Source organism: Ideonella sp. FW305-24, assembly GCF_058788035.1.
The window spans coordinates 257,097-276,029 of the sequence record NZ_JBYTAI010000004.1 but is presented as its reverse complement, the minus strand read 5'-3'; the positions used below and the strand labels follow the sequence as shown (position 1 = coordinate 276,029).

Below are 18,933 nucleotides of genomic sequence, written 5' to 3'. Positions count from 1 at the left end.
GGAACTCACTCACTTCCAGAGCACCAGGTGCTCAACGACCGGGCCGAGTGCCAGCGCCGGCACATAGTTCAGCAGGCCCACCAGCAGCACGATGCCGATCAGCAGGCCGCCGAACAGCAGGCCATGCGTGGGCAGGGTGCCGGATGTCGTGGCGATGCGCTTCTTCGCTGCCAGCGAGCCGGCAATCGCCAGCACCGGCACGATCACGCCGAAGCGGCCGAACCACATCGCAATGCCCAGCAGCACGTTGTAGAACGGCGTGTTGGCCGACAGCCCGCCGAACGCGCTGCCGTTGTTGTTGGCCGCCGAGGTGAAGGCGTAGAGGATCTCGGAGAAGCCATGCGCGCCGGGGTTGGCCACGCCCGCCTGCCCGGCAGGGCTCAGCACTGCAATGGCGGTGCCCAGCAGCACCAGCAGCGGCGTGACGAGGATGGCAATCGAGCTCATCTTCATCTCGTGCGCCTCGATCTTCTTGCCCAGGTATTCCGGCGTCCGGCCGATCATCAGCCCAGCGATGAAGACCGCCAGGATCGCGAAGATCAGCATGCCGTACAGCCCCGTGCCCACGCCGCCGAACACCACCTCGCCCAGCTGCATGTTGACCAGCGGCACCAGCCCGCCCAGCGGCGTGAACGAGTCGTGCCAGCCGTTGATCGCGCCACAGGAGGCGTCGGTGGTGATGGTGGCGAACAAGGCGGTGTCGGCAATGCCGAAGCGCGTCTCCTTGCCTTCCATGTTGCCGCCGGCCTGGGCCAGGCTCATGCCCTGGTCCACGCCCAGCGGCGCCAGCAGCGGGTTGCCCTGCTGCTCGAAGCTCATCGCGGCCACCGCGCCGACCAGGAACAGCACGCCCATTGCAGCCGCCACCGTCCAGCCCTGGCGCCTGTCCTGCACCATGCGGCCGAACGCAAAGCACAGCCCGGCCGGGATCAGGAAGATCGACAGCATCTGCACGAAGTTGGTCAGCGGCGTCGGGTTCTCGTACGGGTGCGCCGAGTTGGCGTTCAGGAAGCCGCCACCATTGGTGCCCAGCATCTTGATTGCCTCCTGCGAGGCGATCGGGCCCATCGCCAGCGTCTGCTCGCGGGTTTGCTGCGGCTCCGTCACCGGCTGGCCGTCAGCACCCTTGACCGGCTGGCCTTCGGCGTCCAGCTTCGGCGTTTCGTAGTGCTGCGTCTCGAGGGTCTGCACCACCGGGTAGGCATCGAAGTTCTGCACCACGCCTTGCTGCGCCAGGAACACCGCGTAGACGATGCACAGCGGCAGCAGCAGCCACAGCGTGGCCCGCGTCAGGTCCACCCACAGGTTGCCGATGGCCTTGGCCGAGTGCCGCGCGAAGCCGCGGATCAGCGCAATCACCACCACGATGCCGGTGGCCGCGGAGAAGAAGTTCTGCACCGCCAGGCCCAGCATCTGGGTCAGGTAGCTCATCGTGGTTTCGCCCACGTAGCCCTGCCAGTTGGTGTTGGTGGCGAAGCTGATCGCGGTGTTGAAAGACGAGTCGGGCGACACGTTGGCCATGCCCTGCGGGTTCAGCGGCAGCCACAGCTGCAGCCGCTGCAGCGCATACACCGCCAGCACGCCCAGGCCGTTGAACAGCAACAGCGCCAGCGCGTACTGCAGCCAGCCCATCTCCGCCTCGGGCTTGACGCCGCAGAGCCGGCACAGCCCGGCCTCGATGCGGCCCGCCCAGCGCAGCCGCCCTTCCATCACTGCGGCGATGTAGCGCCCCATCGGCATGGCCAGCAGCCACAGCACAACGCTGTAGACGGCCAGCAAAGTCCAGCCATGTGCATTCATGAAAACTTCTCCGGCTGCAGCAAGACCGCCACCAGGTAGACCAGCAGGCCTGCCGCGACGATGCCACTCAAGATGACCAGACCGCTCATTTCTCGGCCCCTCCCAGCTTTGCGCAACCCTGCGCCATGCCCACCAGCAACAGCCAGCACACGACGCTCAGCGCGATGTAAACGACATCCATGGGACGCCCTCCTTGAAACATGCGCTCATCGTAAAAATCGGGGCATCAAGACGGTGCCAAGACTCGGCAGCCGGGTATCAAGAAAGTATCAAGACGCCCTTTGCGGCGCCCGGTCAGGCCGGCAGCGTCAACAGCTTCCACACCTCGGCTGGCGTGCGGCTGCGCGCCAGCGCCAGGCGGAACATGCCCTCGCCGCAGCGGCTGGCCAGCCCGGCCAGGCGGATCAGCTGCGCCTGCGGCTCGCGCACTGGCAGCAGCAGCGCGATCAGCCAGCGCACCGGCTGCCCGTCCGCCTCGCCAAAGACCACCGGCGAGCGCAGGCCCACGCAGGCGCCCACCGGCGCGGCCAGACCGGCCAGTTGGGCATGCGGCAGCGCCAGGCCGTGCCCCAGTGCGGTAGAGGCCAGCGCCTCGCGCTGCACCAGGCGGCGCAGCACGGCTTCCTGCGGACAGACCAGCCGGCGCGACAGCAGCCGTGCCAGCACCTGCAGCGCCGCAGCGCCGTCCGGCGCCGCCACGTCCAGCAGGATGTCCTCGCAGGCCAGCCAGGGCTCGGCAGCGGGCGAGTCCTGGCGCGCACTGCGCGGCAGGGACGGAACACAGGGCGAGAGAACGCTCATGCCGACATTGCAGCAAGCAGCACCTCAAGCCGGGATCAAGAAAGCGGCGGCCGGCATCAAGCCGAAATCAAACGCGGGCGCTTGATGCGGGCTTGATGACGAGAGCCCGTCTCTTGATGCCGGGCTGAGGTCGCGCTGTCTAGAGTGGCTTCATCGTCACCACTGCGCGCCAAGCCGCGCCCTTGTATGAAACCGGTCGCCCTGCTGCAACACGACAAGACCCAACGCCCCGGCTTCCTGCTGGACTACCTCGAAGAGGTCGGCATCGAACACCGCCTGATCTGCCCCGAGCAAGGCGACAGCCTGCCGAGCGACCCGCGGGACTTCAGCGGCATCGTGATGCTGGGCAGCAATCGCAGCGTCAACGAGCCGCTGCCCTGGATCCACGACGAACTCGCGCTGGCCCAGGCCGCGCTGCGCGCCGACATTCCGCTGCTGGGCCACTGCTTCGGCGGGCAGATGATCGCCAAGGCCATGGGCGCGCGCGTCAGCACCAACGCCTGGGCCAACATCGGCTGGAACCACCTGCAGGTCACGCCCGCCGGCCGCCGGCTGTTTGGCGAGCAGCCGGTCGTCGCCTTCAACTGGCACTACGACACCTTCGAGATTCCCGCCGGTGCGCAGCGCCTGCTGTTTGGCCGACACTGCCTGAACAAGGCCTTCGGCATGGGCAAGCACCTGGCCTTCCAGTGCCACTTCGAGGTCACCGAGGCCATCGTGCGCGAGTGGTGCCACGAGTCGGCCCTGGAGCTGGCCCACGCGGCCGGGCCTGCCGCGCAATCGCGCGAAGAGATCTTGCGCCAGCTGAAAACCTGCCTGCCGCAGTTGCACGCCTCGGCCCGGCACATCTACAGGCACTGGGTGGCCTCGCTGCCACGCCCGGTGGTGGCCCACATGCGCGGCGGCTGGTGAGCGTTGAACGGCCGCGCTGTTTCAGCGCGCCAACGGGGGCGGCTGAAGCCGGCTGGCAAGGTGCGCCTGGAGGAATTCCACGCACACGCGCACCTTGGCCGAGGTGTCCAGCCGCGAAGGGTAGACGGCCCACACATCGGCCGCCTGACTGTGGTCCGGCAGGACCTGCACCAGCTTGCCTTCGGCGATCAGCGGGCCGACATCCCACAGCGAGCGCAGCGCGATGCCGCGGCCGTCCACGGCCCACTGCACCACCATCTCGCCGTTGTTGGACGAGAGCGGGCCGCGAACCTTGATGGTGCTTTCCTTGCGGCCGTGGCGCAGGCGCCAGACGCCAAACGGGTGGTCGCGTTCCTTGATGATCAGGCAGTCGTGCGTGGCCAGCTCGTCCAGCGTGCGCGGCGTGCCGCAGCGCGCCAGGTAGGCCGGCGAGGCGCACAGCACGCGATGGTTGGCTGCCAGCCGCTTGGCAATGAGGTGCGGGGCGATCTCGTCACCCACGCGCACGTCCAGGTCGAAGCCTTCGCTGGCCACGTCGACCAGCCGGTCGAACACCTCGAAGCGCACCTTCAGCGCCGGATGCTGCTCGACCAGGGCCGACAGCGCAGGCGCCACCACCCGCCGGCCGAAACCGAAGCTGCTGCACACGCGCAAGGTGCCACGAGGCGCCTGCCGCGTCACGCCAATCTCCTCGACCAGATGATCCAGGTCGTCCAGGATCTTCTGCGACCAGTGGCAGATGCGCTCGCCGGCCTCGGTCACCACCACCCGGCGCGTGGTGCGGTGGAACAGCGGGGTGCCCAGCGTGGCCTCCAGGATCTGGATGCGCTTGGTGACGTAGGACGGCGAAACGCCCAGCTCCTCGGCAGCGCCGGAGAAGCTGGCCTTGCGCACCACCGCGTTGAAAACGCGCAGGTCTTCGGCGAGCGGATCATTGTTCACGATGTGTGCATGGCGGATTCACAAGAGCTCCGATTGTAGAAAGCCCCAGGTCCCCTAGGATGCCAACCCTGACATGTGCCAATGCACGCACGGCGCCCAACCAGGAGTTCTCCATGAAACCGCTCAAGATCGCAGCCATCCCCGGTGACGGCATCGGCCAGGAAGTCATGCCCGAAGGCCTGCGCGTGCTGCACGCGGCTGCCGAACGTTTCGGCATTGCGCTGGACATCACGCCCATCGAATGGGCCAGCTGCGAGCACTACCTGAAGACCGGCCAGATGATGCCGGACGACTGGAAGCAGCAGTTGCAGGGCATGGACGCGGTGTATTTCGGTGCCGTGGGCTGGCCGGCCACGGTGCCGGACCACATTTCGCTGTGGGGCTCGCTGTTGAAGTTCCGCCGCGAGTTCGACCAGTACATCAACCTGCGGCCGGTGCGCCTGTTCGAGGGCGTGCCCTGCCCGCTCGCGGGCCGCAAGCCAGGCGACATCGACTTCTTCGTGGTGCGCGAGAACACCGAGGGCGAGTACACCAACCTCGGCGGCAAGCTCTACGAGGGCACCGAGCGCGAGATCGTGATCCAGGAATCGGTCTTCTCGCGCCACGGCACCGACAGGGTGATGAAGTACGCCTTCGAGCTGGCGCAATCGCGCCCGCGCAAGAAGATCACCGTGGCCACCAAGAGCAATGGCATTGCCATCAGCATGCCGTGGTGGGACGGCCGGGCCGATGCGATGCACGCCGGCTACCCCGAGCTGGCCATGGACAAGCAGCACATCGACATCCTCTGCGCCCGCTTCGTGCTGCAGCCGGACCGTTTCGATGTGGTGGTGGCCAGCAACCTGTTCGGCGACATCCTCTCGGACCTGGGCCCGGCCTGCACCGGCACCATCGGCCTGGCGCCTTCGGGCAACCTGAACCCGGAGCGCAAGTTCCCGTCGCTTTTCGAGCCGGTACACGGCTCGGCGCCGGACATCTTCGGCAAGGGCATTGCCAACCCGGTGGCCATGATCTGGTCCGGCGCGATGATGCTGCAGTTCCTCGGCCATCAAGAGGCACACGACGCGATCCTGCGTGCCATCGAGGCCACGCTGCGCGAGGGGCCTCGCACGCCCGACCTGGGCGGCAAGGCCAGCACCGCCGAGGTCGGCGCGGCCATCGAGGCCGCCGTGCGCAAGCGCTGAGTTACCAGACCTTGAACACCTGCCCGGTCTGCACGCCTTCGACGCTGCGCAGGTAGGCCTGGGCCGCGCGTGCCGCGGACACTGGCTCGAAGCCCTGGAAAAACGCCCCATAGGCGCCCAGCGATTCGGTCAGCACCGTAGGGCTGACCACGTTGATGCGCAGGCCGCGCTGCAGCTCGCAGGCCGCCGCGCGCACGAAGCCTTCGACAGCAGCATTGACGGCGGTGGCGTTGGCGCCCAGGCGGATCGGCGCTTCCGACAGGATGCCGCTGGTCAAGGTGATGGAGCCGCCGTCGTTCAGATGGTGCTGGCCGATCAGCGCCAGGTTGACCTGGCCCAGCAGCTTGTCCTGCAGGCCGATGCTGAACTGCTCGGCGCTCATTTCGGCCAGCGGGCCGAAGTGCACCTTGCCCGCGGTGGCGATGATCGCGTCGACCCGTCCCACCGCTTCGAACAGCGCATGGATGCTGCGGCCCTGCGTCAGGTCCACGCGATGCGCTCCGCTACTGCGGCCGGCCGTGACCAGTTCCCAGAGGCCCTCGCCCGCCTGCGCCACGGCCTGGCCCACGGTGCCGTTGGCCCCGACGATCAACACTTTTTTCTTGCCCATGATGTTTCGCTCCTGAAGTGCCCGCAAAGGTGCTGGCCTGGTCGTCATAATTCCTGGCACCGACTCATCAGGCAAATCGATTGGAATCATGAGCCACATCATCGAGCGCGATTTCAGGGGCGTGGACCTGAACCTGCTGGTCAGCTTCCTGGTGCTGGTGCGCGAGCGCAGCGTGTCGCGCGCGGCGGCCAAGCTGTTCCTCGGCCAGCCGGCGGTCAGCGGCGCGCTGGCCAGGCTGCGCGAGCTGACCGGTGACGAGCTGCTGGTGCGCACAGCGCAAGGCATGGTGCCCACGCCCCGCGCGTTGGCGCTGGCCGACCAGCTGGCGCCGGCGCTGGAAAGCGTGCGTGGCGCCTTGACCGAGTCCGGCGGCTTCGACCCTTCGCGCGGCGAGCGCAGCTTCCGCCTGGGCATGCCCGACTGGATGGAGGCCTGGCTGATGCCCGGCGTGCTGGCCGAAGTGGCGCGGCAAGCGCCGGGCGTACGGCTGGCGGTGCGCGCGTCGGACCGCTCCCGCGCCAGCCGCATGCTGGAAGCCGGTGAGATGGACCTGGGCCTGTCGGTGTTCGACCCGGGCCCGGCCTGGCAGCGCATGGCAGCACTGGGCACGCGCAACTACCGCTGCGTCTACCACCCCGATCAGGTGAAGTTACCACCCTCGGGCCGGCTGACACGGGCGCACTTCCTGCGGCTGCCGCACCTGTTCATCTCCTACCAGGGGGACTTCGAAGGCCAGGTGGACACCGCACTGGCGGCCCTCGGCGCGCAGCGCAGGGTGCTGTATGCCACCCCGCACTTCGGCTCGCTGCCAGGGCTGCTGGCCCGCCTGCCGGCGGTGGCCACAGTGCCGGAGCTGCTGGTGCCGGGCTGGCGCCAGCGCTTCGGGCTGCAGGCGGCAGCGCCGCCGCTGAAGCTGCCGGACTACACGCTGTCCTGCGTCTGGCACGCCCGCCACGATGGCGACCCTGCGCTGCGCTGGCTGCGCGAGCTGCTGCAGCGCAGCGCGGCCGCACTGCTGGACGGCGCTGGCGACGGGCAGCCGCGCCGCCAATCGCCCGCTACCGAGCCTCGGCCGGCGCGCCGCCCTCGCGCTTGATCACCGTGATCTGGCCATCGCCCTCCATCTGGGCGTGCTTCACCTCGGCCAGGTCCGACACCGCCTGCTTGCGCAGTTCCATCATCAGGTCGTCCAGCGTCAGGAACTCCTTGCGCAGGTTGCGATGCAGCACCCGGCCGTGGCGCACCAGCGGCAGCGGCGGTGCCTGCAACAAGCGGTGCACCGGCTCGAAGTGCCAGGCCGCCCAGTCCAGCGCCCAGTTCCAACCGACGATGGTGCCCACCAGCACCATGCCGTCCGCCACTGTCTTGTAGTCGCCGGCCATCGCGTTCTGCGAGGCGTCGGCGATCAGCACCAGCAGCAGCACATCGGAAATCGCGATCGAGCCCACGTCACGCCGCAGCACGAAGCGGAAGATCAGGAACAGGAAAACGTACATCGCGCTGCCGCGGATCACCAGATCCAGCGGTGACATCGAGAAGCTGAACATCGCCATCAAGCTTGCCTGGTTCATCGGTCGCTCCGTTCGTGTGCAGCGCCATCTTCCGGCCCCTCAGGCGGCGCCCTGTAGGCCCAGGCGAAGCGCGCGCGTCAGCCGGTGTCGCAACCGTGGCCCCAATGGCGCCATGGCATGGCAATGCGCCCTAGAGTGGCCTCATTGCCTCATGAGGAAACGCCGGGTCCGTCCCAAGTTTCCCCACCCCCTGGGGGGCTTGACGCTCAGCGGCAGGTCTGAGGGCACTCTCATCAACCCAGGAACCGCGATGCGAGTTCCGCCAACTGGAGTTCTTCCCATGCGCACCACCGCCAGCCACACTGCCAGCCCCGCCAAGTCGCGTACGCCCGACACCAGCAAGACCACTGGCCGCGCGCCTGACGCGATCACGCTGCTGCGCGCTGACCACGCCGAGGTCAAGAAGCTGTTCAAGGACTACGAGAAGCTGGCCAAGGCCGAAGCTCCAGCCGGGGATCGCAGCAGCGTCGCGCTGACCATCTGCGAAATGCTCACGGTGCACGCCCAGATCGAAGAAGAGATCTTCTATCCTGCCGCCCGTGAAGTGCTGCCCGAAGGCGATCTGGTCGACGAAGCCACCGTCGAACATGCCAGCGCCAAGGACTTGATCGCGCAGATCGAGGCCGGCAAGCCGGACGACGACCTGTACGACGCCAAGGTCAAGGTGCTGGGCGAGTTGATCGACCACCACGTCAAGGAAGAGCAGGACGAACTGTTCCCCAAGGTCAAGAAGGCCGGCATGGACACCAAGGCCGTCGGCGCCCAACTGGCCGCGCGCAAGGCCGAGCTGATGGCCTCGCATTGAAGGAGGCACCGGCATGAACCGCTTGCACTTCCGCTGCCAGGCCCCTGGCGGCTCGGACCACGCCGGTGCCGGCGGCCCCGGCACCAGCACCTCGGTCGGCCCGGACCCGGCCACCACCACGCTGCCCGACAGCGAAAGCCCGCGCGAATGGCTGGATGAACGCACCCGGAAGCCGGCCAGCGACAAGGGCCAGCCGCAGGGCGTGCCGCTGTCCAGCCAGGATCCGGACCGGCTGACCCCGCCGCTGGGCAAGGAACAGCGCCGGGACGCCGAAAAAGGCGAGGCCCTGGAGTCCAAACGCGGCGCGTACTGAACAACCCGACACCGGACATGCGCCACCTGCCCAGGCGGCAGCGACCGGCGTAGAGTCAGCATGCCTTGGCGGTGCAGTGGGGCCGCCAAGGCATGCGACTTGCCCCCCGGAGTCGGCGTCGCCCTCGGCTGCCCGATGCGTGCCGCGCCTCCCGATTCGACAGGAGCCATCTCATGAGCCAGCGCCCCGCCACCCAGGCCATTTCGCCACCCATTGCCCCGACCCCGTTCGATGCCACCTTGCTCGTCCAGCCGGACGAGCTGCCGGAGGCAGCGCAAGCCACCCTGGTCCGGCAGGAGCCCTGCGTGGCTTGCAACGAACAGGCCCACACCGAGGGCCGGCTGTGCATGTCCCGTGGCACCGAGCCCTGGGACAGCCGCCACGTGGTGCCCGAAGACGACAACGCCTACGGCGTGCGCCGCGTCGATGACGCTACCGGCCACGACACGCGCCACGAAGGCGCGCAAGGTTAGGCAGGTGGCTGGTTGATGGCTGGCTGTAGCAGAACATGCGCCGCTGGTCGACACCCGTGCAGGTGGACTTTCTCAGGCCAGAAGGTGGAGCATAGAACCACCTCATCGGGGCTTCCGCAGAGGGCCTGAAGACACGTATGGTGCCGCCGGTATCGACGCCGGCTGGCGAGGCGTTCCCGCCTAGCCGGCCCCGGCGTCGCAGCCTGGAAGCACCTCGTGACAAATCAACCAAGCGGCCACATTCGCGCCGCCATCGCCAGCGTCTGGCTGGCCCTCGGCCTGGCCGCAAGCTTGGTCACATCGGCCACCGGCGCAGACGCGGCAACGCACGCGACGGCCACAGGCGCCACGCTGCAATTGCCGCTGGAGGTGCTGGGCGCCGGCCTGCCCAGCAAGCCCACCATCGTGCAAGCCGTCCTGAACGTGGACGCCAGCCAGCTGGCCCAGGTCGACCGGCTGTGGTTCAGCTGCCACCGCTGCGGCTTCTTCGGCCCGCCGGAGTTCGAGGCCACCACGCAGGCACCCGCCCGCGTCAAGGCCAGCCTGCGGGTGCTGGGCGGCACCAGCGCCGATGCCGGCGCCGACATCCCCTGGGTGGACATCACCGATGCCAACGTGCAACTGGCCGATGCCGAACGACTGCAAGGCGGACTGGCCCGCGGCGGCCTCTACACCGCACGCATCGGCCTGGTGCTGGACGCCACCACCAAGGCCAGGCTGGTGGCCGCCGCCAGCGGCAACCTGATCCAGTTCCGCTTCAACGGCACCGACGGTGAGTCCAACGGCTACCGCGTGATTGCGCTGCAGCTGCAGGACGCCCAGGGCCGCAACCTGGCCACCAATGCGGTGCAGTTCGCCAACATCAAGAAGCAGAAGGACGCCGGCAAGACCTGGAGCGAAAACGTGGCCGCGGGCGAGACCCTCTGGCATGCCTCCGGCGTGCTGGCCAAGTCCTCCATCGTGCCGCGCAAGCTGCAGGCAGCCTGCGCCTCCTGCCACGCGCCCACCGGCCGCGACCTGCAGTATTTCAACTACTCGGACAACGCCATCGTGCAGCGCAGCCGCTTCCACGGCCTGAGCAAGCTGCAGGGCCAGCAGATCGCGGCCTACCTGCGCTACAGCCAGCAGGCCGTGCCCCACGTGGCGCAGGCGGCACCCTGGAACCCGCCCTACCAGCCCGGCGCCGGGCTGGACAGCCGGCCCATCACCGAATGGGCCGCAGGCGCCGGCCTGAGCGCTGCGCTGGACACCACCACCCAGGCCTTGCAGGCCGTGTTCGGCAAGCCCATCGACGGCCAGCCCCTGAGCCTCACGCAGGCCGACGTGGACAAGGTGATGGACGCCAGCGCGACCATGAACACCCGCGAAATGGCCGTGCCGCTGCAGTACCCGGACTGGAACGCCTGGCTGCCCGCCGCCCACCCGCTGGACGTCTGGCCCGAGGGCTTCAGCCCCGCGGGCTCCTTCGCCAAGGGCGCGCAGTTCTCGCAAAGCAGCTGGCAGGACCCGAACGGCGACGCCGCGAAGATCGAAGGCTGGCTGCAGGGCCACCTGAACCCCAACGGCAAGTACGGCGACTGGAGCCACCTGACGCCTGCCCAGCGCAACGAGATCCAGCAGCTGTTCGCGAACTCGGGCTGGATCGCCTACGGCTTCCTGGGCGGCGGCCGCGGCAACCACGTCGCCAGCAGCGGCCAGTATGGCGCGCAGGTCGGCGCCAGTCGACTGGCCGCGCTGGCCGCCAGCGCCACCACCGCGAGCGAACCCGAAGCGGCCACCACCAACGCCTTCATCGAGCGGGCCATGATGAGCCTGCTGCAGTGGAATGCCGTGCAGCAGTGGCACTGGGCTACCAGCTACGGCCTGGAAGGCAAGCAGAAGTGGTTCATTGGCGACTACGACGCCAAGGCCAACACCTGGAAGGGCCGCGGCGAGGTGCGGGGCTGGCCGTTCAACACCGTGAGCGTGTTCTACCTGGCGCCGCACATGCTCTACCAGGCCGACACCGATGCTTCCGGCAAGGTCACCCGCGACCTGATCCATGCCTGGGAAACCCACAACGTGATCGGCTCCTACTACCGCACCAACGCCTGGTACCAGATGCAGATGTCCATCAACCCCGGCGCCCAGAGCGACTGGGTGAACTTCTCGATGGACTGGCCCTACCTGACCGGCTTCGACGAACTCCTGACCGGCACCCTGGGCGCCTCCTCGCCGGCGTTGCAGGAACTTGGCAACGCCAGCACCGTGCGCCTGCTGCAGGCCCGCATCAAGAGCGCCCAGTTCGTCAATAACGCGATCCCGCTCTACGTGGCCAGCGACACCGGCAGCCTGATCAACAACCGCGGCCGCTACAGCCGGGCCCAGGCCATGAAGCACCTGTCGCCCAGCAACTTCATGGACCGCGCCACCGCCACCATGGGCACCGCCGGCTCGCCCTACGCGCCGCTGGACCGCTATCAACCAGGCCTCTCGCTGAAGCTGCTCAACGGCGCGATCTCGCAGTTCAACACCTTGTACGCCAGCACCGACCCCGCGGCCTGGCGCCGCTGCGACCCCGCCAACACCGACCTGGGCGAGCCCGAACCCACCGCGGGCTTCGCATTCTGCGTGGACAAGGGCCGCACGCCGCTGGCCGCGATGGGCAACGGCCAGTACGCAGAGACCACCGATGCCTACGGCCGCGCATCGCCCGAGCAATTCCTGCAGTACGCGCTGTGGAAGGCCACGCAGATGGGCGCCGAGACCACACGCCTGCAGCGGCTGACGGACTGGACCTACCGCGTCTGGCCGGCACCGGCCTCACCCGCCCGGTAGGACCTGCTGCGGGGCATGCGCCTTGCCAAAGACAAAGCCTTCACGGCATTTGCCATCCACACGAGGAAGCTTCGCATGACCCAACGCAACTCCCCCACGCCAGGCGCACCGCAGCAGACCGGCGGCGGTGGCTACGGTTTCGACAACAGCATGCGGCACCGCCAGACGGAAGACGGCGAGACCATGGGCAGCCCCGCCGCGAACCCGCCGCGCCAGCAGCAAGCCGAAGCCGCACCAAAGCCACAGGCCGAACAAGCAGGATTGGCCGAGGCCGACGCGCAGCCAGGCGGCGTTCCCAAAGCCCGCTGAGCGCGGGTCCGATGCTTCAGCGCGCCGCCGCCAGGTCAGCCATGGGGCGACTGCGGGGCCGTGCTCGCCGTCCCGGCGGGATCGGTCTTGGGCTGCTTCGGGTCGCAGCCGGACAGTGCAATCGCCATCAGCACCATGCGCCGCGACAGGCCATGGAACGCCGCGTGCTCTGCCCGGTCCAGCGGCTCTCCGGCACGGCAATTCGTGCCGCAGCTTGTGCCGTCGCAGGCGCGAACTGCGGAGCGCCTGTCCCTCGCGACCATCGGCGGCGGGCTGGGTGGGCTGGGCATGGGTGGCGGCGGCGCGATCGGCGGCACGCCATAAGGCGGCGGGTCGCCGATCGGCGTTGGCGCGGGCTCCGGCGGCTGGTTCGGCTGCGGCGGCAGCGTCGGCTCGGGTGGCACGTGCGCCCGCAAGCCGGGCGGAAGCGCCACGGTGGCGTAGGTTCTCTGGCCGAGCATCCTCATCGGGGTCTCCGTCAACAGTGGTGCTGGTGCCTGCCGGGCAGACGGCGTGCCCATGCCCAGCAGGGCACGGCGCTGCCGGGAAAAAGCGCGGTCAAAATGGCGCGGCCCGGGCCACCGAGAGATGGCCTGCCCTGCTCAGGAGCCCCGCTTGGACGAAGCCGATTTCCGCCGCCTGGTGTCGCTGCACGAACTCGCCTGCCGCGACGACCCGCGCCGCTTCACACGCGACACCGCGCTGCTGGCCGGCCTGGGCCAGGCCATGATCCTGGGCATGCTGGCACTGGCCATCGGCGGCCCGTGGCTGGCGCTGGGCGGCCTGTTCGGCGGGTCCCACGGCTCGCACGGCTGGTTCAAACCCTGGCGCCTGCTGCTGGCCGCCGGCTGTGGTTCGCTGCTGCTGTCGATTGCCGGCGCGCTGTGGATGCGCCAGCAGGCGCCACCCGGCCTGGTGCTGACCGCCGCCGAGGCACCGGCGCTGTTCAAGCTGATTGCCAGGCTGCGCAAGCGCTGCGGCGGCCCGCGGCTGGACCAGGTGCTGATCGACAGCAACCTCAACGCCGCCATCGTGCAGCAGCCGCGGCTGGGCGTGCTGGGCTGGCACCGCAACACGCTGATCCTCGGCCTGCCGCTGCTGATGGCGCTGGACCTCAAGCAACTGGCCGCCGTGCTGGCGCACGAATTCGGCCACCTGCGCGGCGACCACGGCAAGCTTGGCGCGTGGATCTACCGAACCCGCCGCAGTTGGTGGCTGCTGGCGGTCTCGCGTGAGCGTTCGCGCGTGGGCGCCTCGGTCGCGGACTGGGTGCTGAACCTGTTTTTCCAGCACTTCTTCCCGCGCTTCAATGCACGCGCCTTTGTGCTCTCTCGCCAGCAGGAGGTCGAGGCGGACCGGCTGGCGCACCAGGCCGTCGGCCCGCAACCGGCGGCGCTGAGCCTGGTCAGCATTGCCGTGCAGGCGCGTTACCTCAGCGAACACTTCTGGCCACGGCTGTGGGCCGCCGCCGAGCGCGAACCCGAACCCAAGGCCACGCCGATGCGCGACATGCGCATCCTGCTGAAGGACGGCCTGCGCCACGACGAAGCGCCACGCTGGCTGCGCGAGGCGCTCAAGGCCCTGCCGGACGCCAGCGACACCCACCCCAGCCTTCGCGAGCGCCTGGAACTCGCCAAGGTCCAGCCGGCGCTGCCCGCGCCACCGGCCCAGAGTGCCGCCGAGCAGTTGCTGGGCAGCGTGTTGCCCAAGCTGATCCAGACGCTGGACGCCCAGTGGCGCGACGAGGCCACGCCGACCTGGCAAGGCTTCCACCGCCGCCACCGCCAGCGCGAGCGCCTGCTGGCCGAACTGGCCGAAGCCCACGCCCGGCAGCGCCTGCCGCAGGCCGACCACATGCTGTGGGCCCGCACCGCCTGGCAGGTGCACGACGCTGCCAGGGCCCAGCCCATCCTGCGCGACGCGCTGGCCGCCGACACCCAGCCACCGCCCGGTGAAGCCCGTCTGCTGTTGGCCATGGCGCTGCTGGACGGCGCCGGCCCGGTGCAGCCGCAGGCCCGCCAGCCCGAACCGCCGCCCGCGCTCGCCGAAGCCCTGAAGCTGCTGAACAGCCTGGCCTACGAGCAAAGCAGCAGCCTTCACCTGCACGCCGGCACCGCCGAGCCACGCTGGCGGCTGCCGGCCGCGCAGCGGCTGGAGCAGGTGCTGGAACAGCGCGAGGACTTCGAGGGCCTGAAGAAGCTGCGCCCTCGTCTGCGCGAGCTGGGCGAAGAAGCCGAGGCCGCCGAAACCGCGCTGCACGACTTCGACGACGAACCGCTGCTGGCCGCCGCGCAGCTCAGCCCGCGCGTGCTGCGCCCGACGCTGGAACTGCTGCGCAGCGAACCCGCAGCCGGACGCGCCTGGCTGCTGCGCAAGACCAGCCATGCGGCCCCTGGATGGGCGCTGCTGGTGCTGGTGGTCGAACGCTCCAGCGTCATGGGCCAGCCCGGCGCAGCCGACTGGTGGCACACGCTGCGCGAGCAGGTCGAGCTGCCGATGCAGGTCATGGTGATCGACCTGGCGCATCCCTACTGGAAGGACGAGGCCCAGGCTGCGATGGTGCAGCGTTTCCGACAGACCGCCGGCGCGAACATCTACACCGCGAAGACCGCACGCTGAGCTTCAGGTGTCTGCTCGCCCAAACCCCAGCGCCGCGCCGATCAGCGCCACCGCCAGCACCGCAATGCCCGGGCCGATCAAAGCCGCGATGCCGGGCAAGCCCGCCAGGTGGCCGGTGCTGGCCACCAACCCGAGCAAGCCCGCCGCGCGCAGCAGCCAGCCGGCCCAGCCATGGCGCCACAGCGGGCCGCCGCGCTGCCAGGCCGCGGCCAGGGCGCCGAGTGCGGCTGTCCAGGCGCCAATCGTGAACAAGGCGTCGAACAGCAGCCGCAGCGCCGCGTAGCCGTCCGGCCCGGCCTGCAGCGCCGCGGCGGGCAGCACCAGTGCCACCATCGCGTCGACCACGATGAACAGCACGCTGGCCACGCCCAGCGCCAGCCAGCCGGCAGTTGCCAGCGCAGCCCCTCGCCGGTACTCGTGCGCCGCCAGCAGCAGCCCGCCGACGGCCAGCAGCACATCGCTGGGCATGCCCGCCAGGCCGGCAACGCGCATCCAGCCCCCAGCCGCCGGCGTGGCCGCAAACCCGGCCGCCATGCCAGGCGCGCCACCCGGCAGCGCGGCCAGCGGACCGGCCAGCACGTAGCCCAGGCAAGTGGCCACGAGGCCCAGCGCGCCGACCAGCAGCAGCCACGCGCCGAGCACCGTGGCAGCGCCGGCCTCGGCCCCCACGGCCGGGACGTTCAATGCGGGTGGCACCGCAGCAGATCGCAGGGAAGTCGCGGGCATGATCAGCCTCCAGGTGAATTGAGCGGCGCAGAGAAGTTATCAGTGTTAACTTCAACTGGGGCGCAGCTTAGAGTCCAGTGTTAATCTCGTCAACATGCCCGCCAAAACCCGCACCCAGACCGATGCAGGCGTCCAGCTGCCGCACCAGCCCAAGGCCGGTTACCACCACGGCGACCTGGCGCGCGCGCTGGTCGTCGCGGCCACGCGGCTGGTCGAGGCCGGTGGCGGTGGGCGGCTGACGCTGCGTGCGGCGGCGCAGGCCGCGGGCGTCAGCGTCGCGGCACCGTACCGGCATTTCGCAGACCGCGAGGCCTTGCTGGCTGCCGTGCTGGCCGAAGGTTTTGGCGAGCTGGCACGGCGCACCGACGCGGCGCGGCTGGCCGCTGCTGAACCGCTGGCCGCGCTGGCGGCAACCGGCCTGGCCTATGTGCAGTTCGCCGCGGCCCATCCGCGCACTTACCGCCTGATGTTCGGCCCGGAGTGCGACAAGGCCTCCCACCCGGCGCTGATGCAGGCCGGCCATGCGGCGCTGGGTGTCTTGCACAGGGCCGTGGCCGACTGCGAGGCGGCCGGCCTGCTGCGCAAGGGCGCCAACGTGCAGCAGGTGGCGCTGGCCGGTTGGTCCCTCACCCACGGCCTGGCCTCGCTGCACGTGGACGGGCTGCTGGCCGGCACCTCGGCCGACCAGGACATCGGCGCGACGGCCAGCGCGCTCAACGCGATGCTGCTGGCCGGGGTCCGCCGGGACGCTTAAGGCCTGAGCTGCCGGACGAAAAAGTCCGTCTCGGTCCTGGCCAGGTGCAGCTTGGATTTGCGGCCGTCGATGCCGTGCGCCTTGCCGGGGTAGATCACCGTCTCGAACAGCTTGCCTTCGGCCTGCAGCGCCTCGATCAGGCGCAGGCTGTTCTCGAACAGCACGTTGTCGTCGGCGGTGCCATGGGCCAGCATCAACGGCTTGGCCAGCAGCTTCGCGCGGCCGACCAGGCTGGCCAGGGCGTAGGTGGCCGCATCACGGCCCAGCGGGTCGGTGCCCAGGTAGCGCTCGGTGTAGGCGGTGTCGTAGAGCGTCCAGTCGGCGGGCGGCGCGCCGGCGAAGGCGGCCGCAAATGGGGTGTCTGCGTCCAGCATCGCGCGCACTGACAGGAAGCCGCCGTAGGACCAACCGGTGAAGCCGATGCGCGCCGGGTCCACGCCAGGCACTTGCTGCGGCAGCTGGCGCACCGCGGCGAACAGGTCGGCCACCTCGACCTGGCCGAAGGCGCGGTAATGGGCATGGGTGAAGTCGCGGTCGCGGTTGGCCATGCCGCGCGTGTCCACCGTCATCACGCCAAAACCCAGGCGCTGCCAGTAGGCCAGCTGCGGCAGCTCGCCTTCCCACGCCCAGCGCACTTCCGCGCCAGTGGGGCCACCGTAGGCGCGCACGATGACCGGGTGCAGCGCGCCCGGCGCGGCGCCGGCTTTCAGCGGCGGCAGGTAGAAGGCGTTCAGCGGCGTCTTGCCGTCTGCCGCCACGATGTCCAGCACCTGCACCTCGGGCACGATCTGCGCGAGCAGCGGCTCGGGCGGCGTGCCCGCGATGGGCTGCGGTGCCGCATCCATGTCCAGCGACACGGCCGACAGTTTCGGCGGTTGGCCCCAGCGCGACTCGGTCACCAAAAGCTGGCGGCAGTCGTCGTCGGCCTTGGCGTCGCGCCAGCGCCGCGGCTCGCCAGGCGACAGCATGCGAACCTGGCCTTCGCCGTCGGCCACGAACAGCTCCCGCGCCCGGCCCCGCTCGGTGGCACCGGCGAACACCACCCGCTGGCCGGCGGCGCAGACCACGTGGCTCACCGCCTCGGGCTGCTGCGTCAGCGCTTGCGGCTCGCCGCCGCGGCGGTCCAGCAACCAGAGTTGGCGCCGGCCGCTGCGCTCGCTGGACCAGACCAGCGCAGGCTTGCCGCCCAGCAGGCGGCCGCTCAGCTCGGCCAGGTCGTCATGGGTCTCGACCCAGGCCGGGTCGCGTTCGGAGACCAGCGTGTGCGGTGCGGCGCTGCGCCGGTCGAACTCGACCAGGTCCAGCCGGGTCTGCTCGCGCGTGAGCCACTGCAGCCACGGCGTGCCGTCCTCGAACCAGCCGGCGCGGGCGATGTACTCGGCCTCGGGCGGCAGGCGCAAAGGTGTGGCCTTGCCGTTTGAGATTTCGATCCTCAGCGCACGGACCTTGGCGTTCGGCTGGCCGGCGCCGGGGTAGCGCTGCTCGGCGAAGCTGGTGTGGTCGGCGGCGATCTGCGCGCGCACCTTGATCGGCACCGGGCTTTCGTCGACCTCGATGGCCAACAGCGCGCGGCCGTCCGGCGCCCACCAGAAACCTTCGTGCCGGTCCAGCTCCTCCTCGGCGATGAACTCGGCCAGGCCGGTGCTGCGGGTGGCGCTGGCGCTGTGCGTAAGCCGGCGCGCCGGGCCAGCGCTCAGCGGCTGCACCCACAGATCGCCCGCCTGCACAAAGGCGACTTGGCGGCCGGCCTTGTCGCACTGCGGGTCCCGCACCGGTTCGTCGCCCCGAGTGTCCGTTTTCGCCTGCGCCAGCAAGCGCGTGCGTGGCAGGCCGTCCGCCTGCAGTTCGGCCAGGTACAGCCCGCCGGACAAGGGCACCAGCAGGCGCTGGTCGCTGTTGCCGCACCAGCGGTATTCGAGGATGCCGCTGCCGCCGATGCGCCGCCGCTGCAGCGCCATCTTCTCGGCTTCGGTCAGGTGCACCTTCGCACCCCCCAGCAGATCGGCCATGGCCAACAGCCGGCGTGGTCCACCGGCCGGCAGCGGCTGGCCCCACAACTCCTTGACCTCGCCGTCGGCCTGGGACGGCTGCAGCCAGGCCGCCCAGCGGCCGCCAGGCGACAGCGTGGCCTCGCGCGGCAGCCGGCCCTGCAGCGGCGGGTCCGCATGGATGCGATCCAAACTCAACGGGTCGACCAGCTCGGCCGCCGGCACGGGCAGCACACAACTCAGGCAGGCGGCGGCGAGCAAGGCCTGTGGCATGAAACGCAAAAGCATGGTGGAGCGAGAGCGGTCAAC

The 18,933-nt window shown here is 69.7% G+C and carries 19 protein-coding genes; 10 read left to right on the top strand and 9 right to left on the bottom strand.

The annotated features are described in order from the left end of the window. Positions 1–9: 9 nt before the first annotated feature. From kdpA to AC3WR5_RS13205, 3 genes are all read right to left on the bottom strand, one after another. A complete protein-coding gene (gene kdpA / locus AC3WR5_RS13215) occupies positions 10–1,800 on the bottom strand; it encodes a potassium-transporting ATPase subunit KdpA (RefSeq protein ID WP_492485032.1) in 1,791 nt (596 codons plus the stop codon). Continuing rightward, positions 1,797–1,889, bottom strand: coding sequence for a K(+)-transporting ATPase subunit F (kdpF, locus tag AC3WR5_RS13210; protein ID WP_141289743.1), 93 nt, complete (start codon positions 1,887–1,889; stop codon positions 1,797–1,799). The genes kdpA and kdpF overlap by 4 nt, the downstream gene beginning before the upstream one ends. A 205-nt stretch (positions 1,890–2,094) precedes the next feature. Next, positions 2,095–2,601 carry a PTS sugar transporter subunit IIA gene (locus AC3WR5_RS13205; RefSeq protein ID WP_492485029.1) on the bottom strand — a complete coding sequence of 169 codons (507 nt, stop codon included), beginning with the start codon at positions 2,599–2,601 and terminating at the stop codon, positions 2,095–2,097. 186 nt (positions 2,602–2,787) lie between these two features. On the opposite strand from AC3WR5_RS13205, the gene AC3WR5_RS13200 reads away from it, so the two are divergent. After that, entirely contained in the window at positions 2,788–3,513 is a 726-nt protein-coding gene (locus tag AC3WR5_RS13200; RefSeq protein WP_492485027.1) for a type 1 glutamine amidotransferase, read from the top strand. A gap of 21 nt (positions 3,514–3,534) precedes the next feature. On the opposite strand, the gene AC3WR5_RS13195 is transcribed toward AC3WR5_RS13200, so the two are convergent. Next, entirely contained in the window at positions 3,535–4,455 is a 921-nt protein-coding gene (locus AC3WR5_RS13195) for a LysR substrate-binding domain-containing protein (RefSeq protein WP_492485025.1), read from the bottom strand. A 113-nt stretch (positions 4,456–4,568) separates the two neighbouring features. Between AC3WR5_RS13195 and AC3WR5_RS13190 the strand changes: the two genes are divergently transcribed. Further along, positions 4,569–5,639 (top strand): tartrate dehydrogenase, encoded by a 1,071-nt coding sequence (locus tag AC3WR5_RS13190; RefSeq protein ID WP_492485023.1) that lies wholly within the window; start codon positions 4,569–4,571, stop codon positions 5,637–5,639. Position 5,640: 1 nt separating this feature from the next. Here AC3WR5_RS13190 and AC3WR5_RS13185 read toward each other — a convergent pair whose 3' ends face one another. Continuing rightward, positions 5,641–6,249, bottom strand: a complete 609-nt coding sequence (locus AC3WR5_RS13185; RefSeq protein ID WP_492485021.1) for a short chain dehydrogenase — start codon at positions 6,247–6,249, stop codon at positions 5,641–5,643. A gap of 88 nt (positions 6,250–6,337) precedes the next feature. On the opposite strand from AC3WR5_RS13185, the gene AC3WR5_RS13180 reads away from it, so the two are divergent. Continuing rightward, positions 6,338–7,345: a LysR family transcriptional regulator gene (locus tag AC3WR5_RS13180; RefSeq protein ID WP_492485019.1), complete on the top strand. Its 1,008-nt coding sequence runs from the start codon at positions 6,338–6,340 to the stop codon at positions 7,343–7,345. Here the strand turns inward: AC3WR5_RS13180 and AC3WR5_RS13175 are convergent. Then, on the bottom strand, positions 7,308–7,820 hold the full coding sequence (locus tag AC3WR5_RS13175) for a DUF421 domain-containing protein (RefSeq protein ID WP_492485018.1): 513 nt from the start codon (positions 7,818–7,820) through the stop codon (positions 7,308–7,310). The two genes, AC3WR5_RS13180 and AC3WR5_RS13175, sit on opposite strands and share 38 nt — an antisense overlap. Positions 7,821–8,100: 280 nt before the next feature. On the opposite strand from AC3WR5_RS13175, the gene AC3WR5_RS13170 reads away from it, so the two are divergent. The 5 genes from AC3WR5_RS13170 to AC3WR5_RS13150 all read left to right on the top strand — a co-directional run bounded on the left by AC3WR5_RS13170 (position 8,101) and on the right by AC3WR5_RS13150 (position 12,537). Then, positions 8,101–8,625, top strand: coding sequence for a hemerythrin domain-containing protein (locus AC3WR5_RS13170; RefSeq protein WP_141290155.1), 525 nt, complete (start codon positions 8,101–8,103; stop codon positions 8,623–8,625). 13 nt (positions 8,626–8,638) lie between these two features. Next, positions 8,639–8,938: a hypothetical protein gene (locus AC3WR5_RS13165; protein ID WP_492485016.1), complete on the top strand. Its 300-nt coding sequence runs from the start codon at positions 8,639–8,641 to the stop codon at positions 8,936–8,938. Between the two features lie 173 nt (positions 8,939–9,111). Further along, complete coding sequence (locus tag AC3WR5_RS13160) at positions 9,112–9,411, top strand: hypothetical protein (RefSeq protein WP_492485014.1); 300 nt, start codon at positions 9,112–9,114, stop codon at positions 9,409–9,411. A 216-nt stretch (positions 9,412–9,627) separates the two neighbouring features. After that, entirely contained in the window at positions 9,628–12,228 is a 2,601-nt protein-coding gene (locus AC3WR5_RS13155) for a hypothetical protein (protein WP_492485012.1), read from the top strand. A gap of 75 nt (positions 12,229–12,303) precedes the next feature. After that, positions 12,304–12,537 (top strand): hypothetical protein, encoded by a 234-nt coding sequence (locus AC3WR5_RS13150; protein ID WP_492485010.1) that lies wholly within the window; start codon positions 12,304–12,306, stop codon positions 12,535–12,537. Positions 12,538–12,572: 35 nt separating this feature from the next. Here the strand turns inward: AC3WR5_RS13150 and AC3WR5_RS13145 are convergent, their stop codons facing one another. Further along, positions 12,573–13,004, bottom strand: coding sequence for a hypothetical protein (locus AC3WR5_RS13145; protein ID WP_492485008.1), 432 nt, complete (start codon positions 13,002–13,004; stop codon positions 12,573–12,575). Between the two features lie 148 nt (positions 13,005–13,152). Here AC3WR5_RS13145 and AC3WR5_RS13140 point away from each other — a divergent pair, with 148 nt between their 5' ends. Further along, positions 13,153–15,156 carry a M48 family metallopeptidase gene (locus AC3WR5_RS13140; RefSeq protein ID WP_492485006.1) on the top strand — a complete coding sequence of 668 codons (2,004 nt, stop codon included), beginning with the start codon at positions 13,153–13,155 and terminating at the stop codon, positions 15,154–15,156. 3 nt (positions 15,157–15,159) lie between these two features. On the opposite strand, the gene AC3WR5_RS13135 is transcribed toward AC3WR5_RS13140, so the two are convergent. Next, complete coding sequence (locus AC3WR5_RS13135) at positions 15,160–15,882, bottom strand: hypothetical protein (RefSeq protein WP_492485004.1); 723 nt, start codon at positions 15,880–15,882, stop codon at positions 15,160–15,162. Between the two features lie 94 nt (positions 15,883–15,976). Here AC3WR5_RS13135 and AC3WR5_RS13130 point away from each other — a divergent pair, with 94 nt between their 5' ends. Continuing rightward, positions 15,977–16,636, top strand: coding sequence for a TetR/AcrR family transcriptional regulator (locus tag AC3WR5_RS13130; RefSeq protein ID WP_492485002.1), 660 nt, complete (start codon positions 15,977–15,979; stop codon positions 16,634–16,636). On the opposite strand, the gene AC3WR5_RS13125 is transcribed toward AC3WR5_RS13130, so the two are convergent. Beyond that, positions 16,633–18,912, bottom strand: a complete 2,280-nt coding sequence (locus AC3WR5_RS13125) for a S9 family peptidase (RefSeq protein WP_492485000.1) — start codon at positions 18,910–18,912, stop codon at positions 16,633–16,635. The two genes, AC3WR5_RS13130 and AC3WR5_RS13125, sit on opposite strands and share 4 nt — an antisense overlap. Between the last annotated feature and the right edge of the window lie 21 nt (positions 18,913–18,933).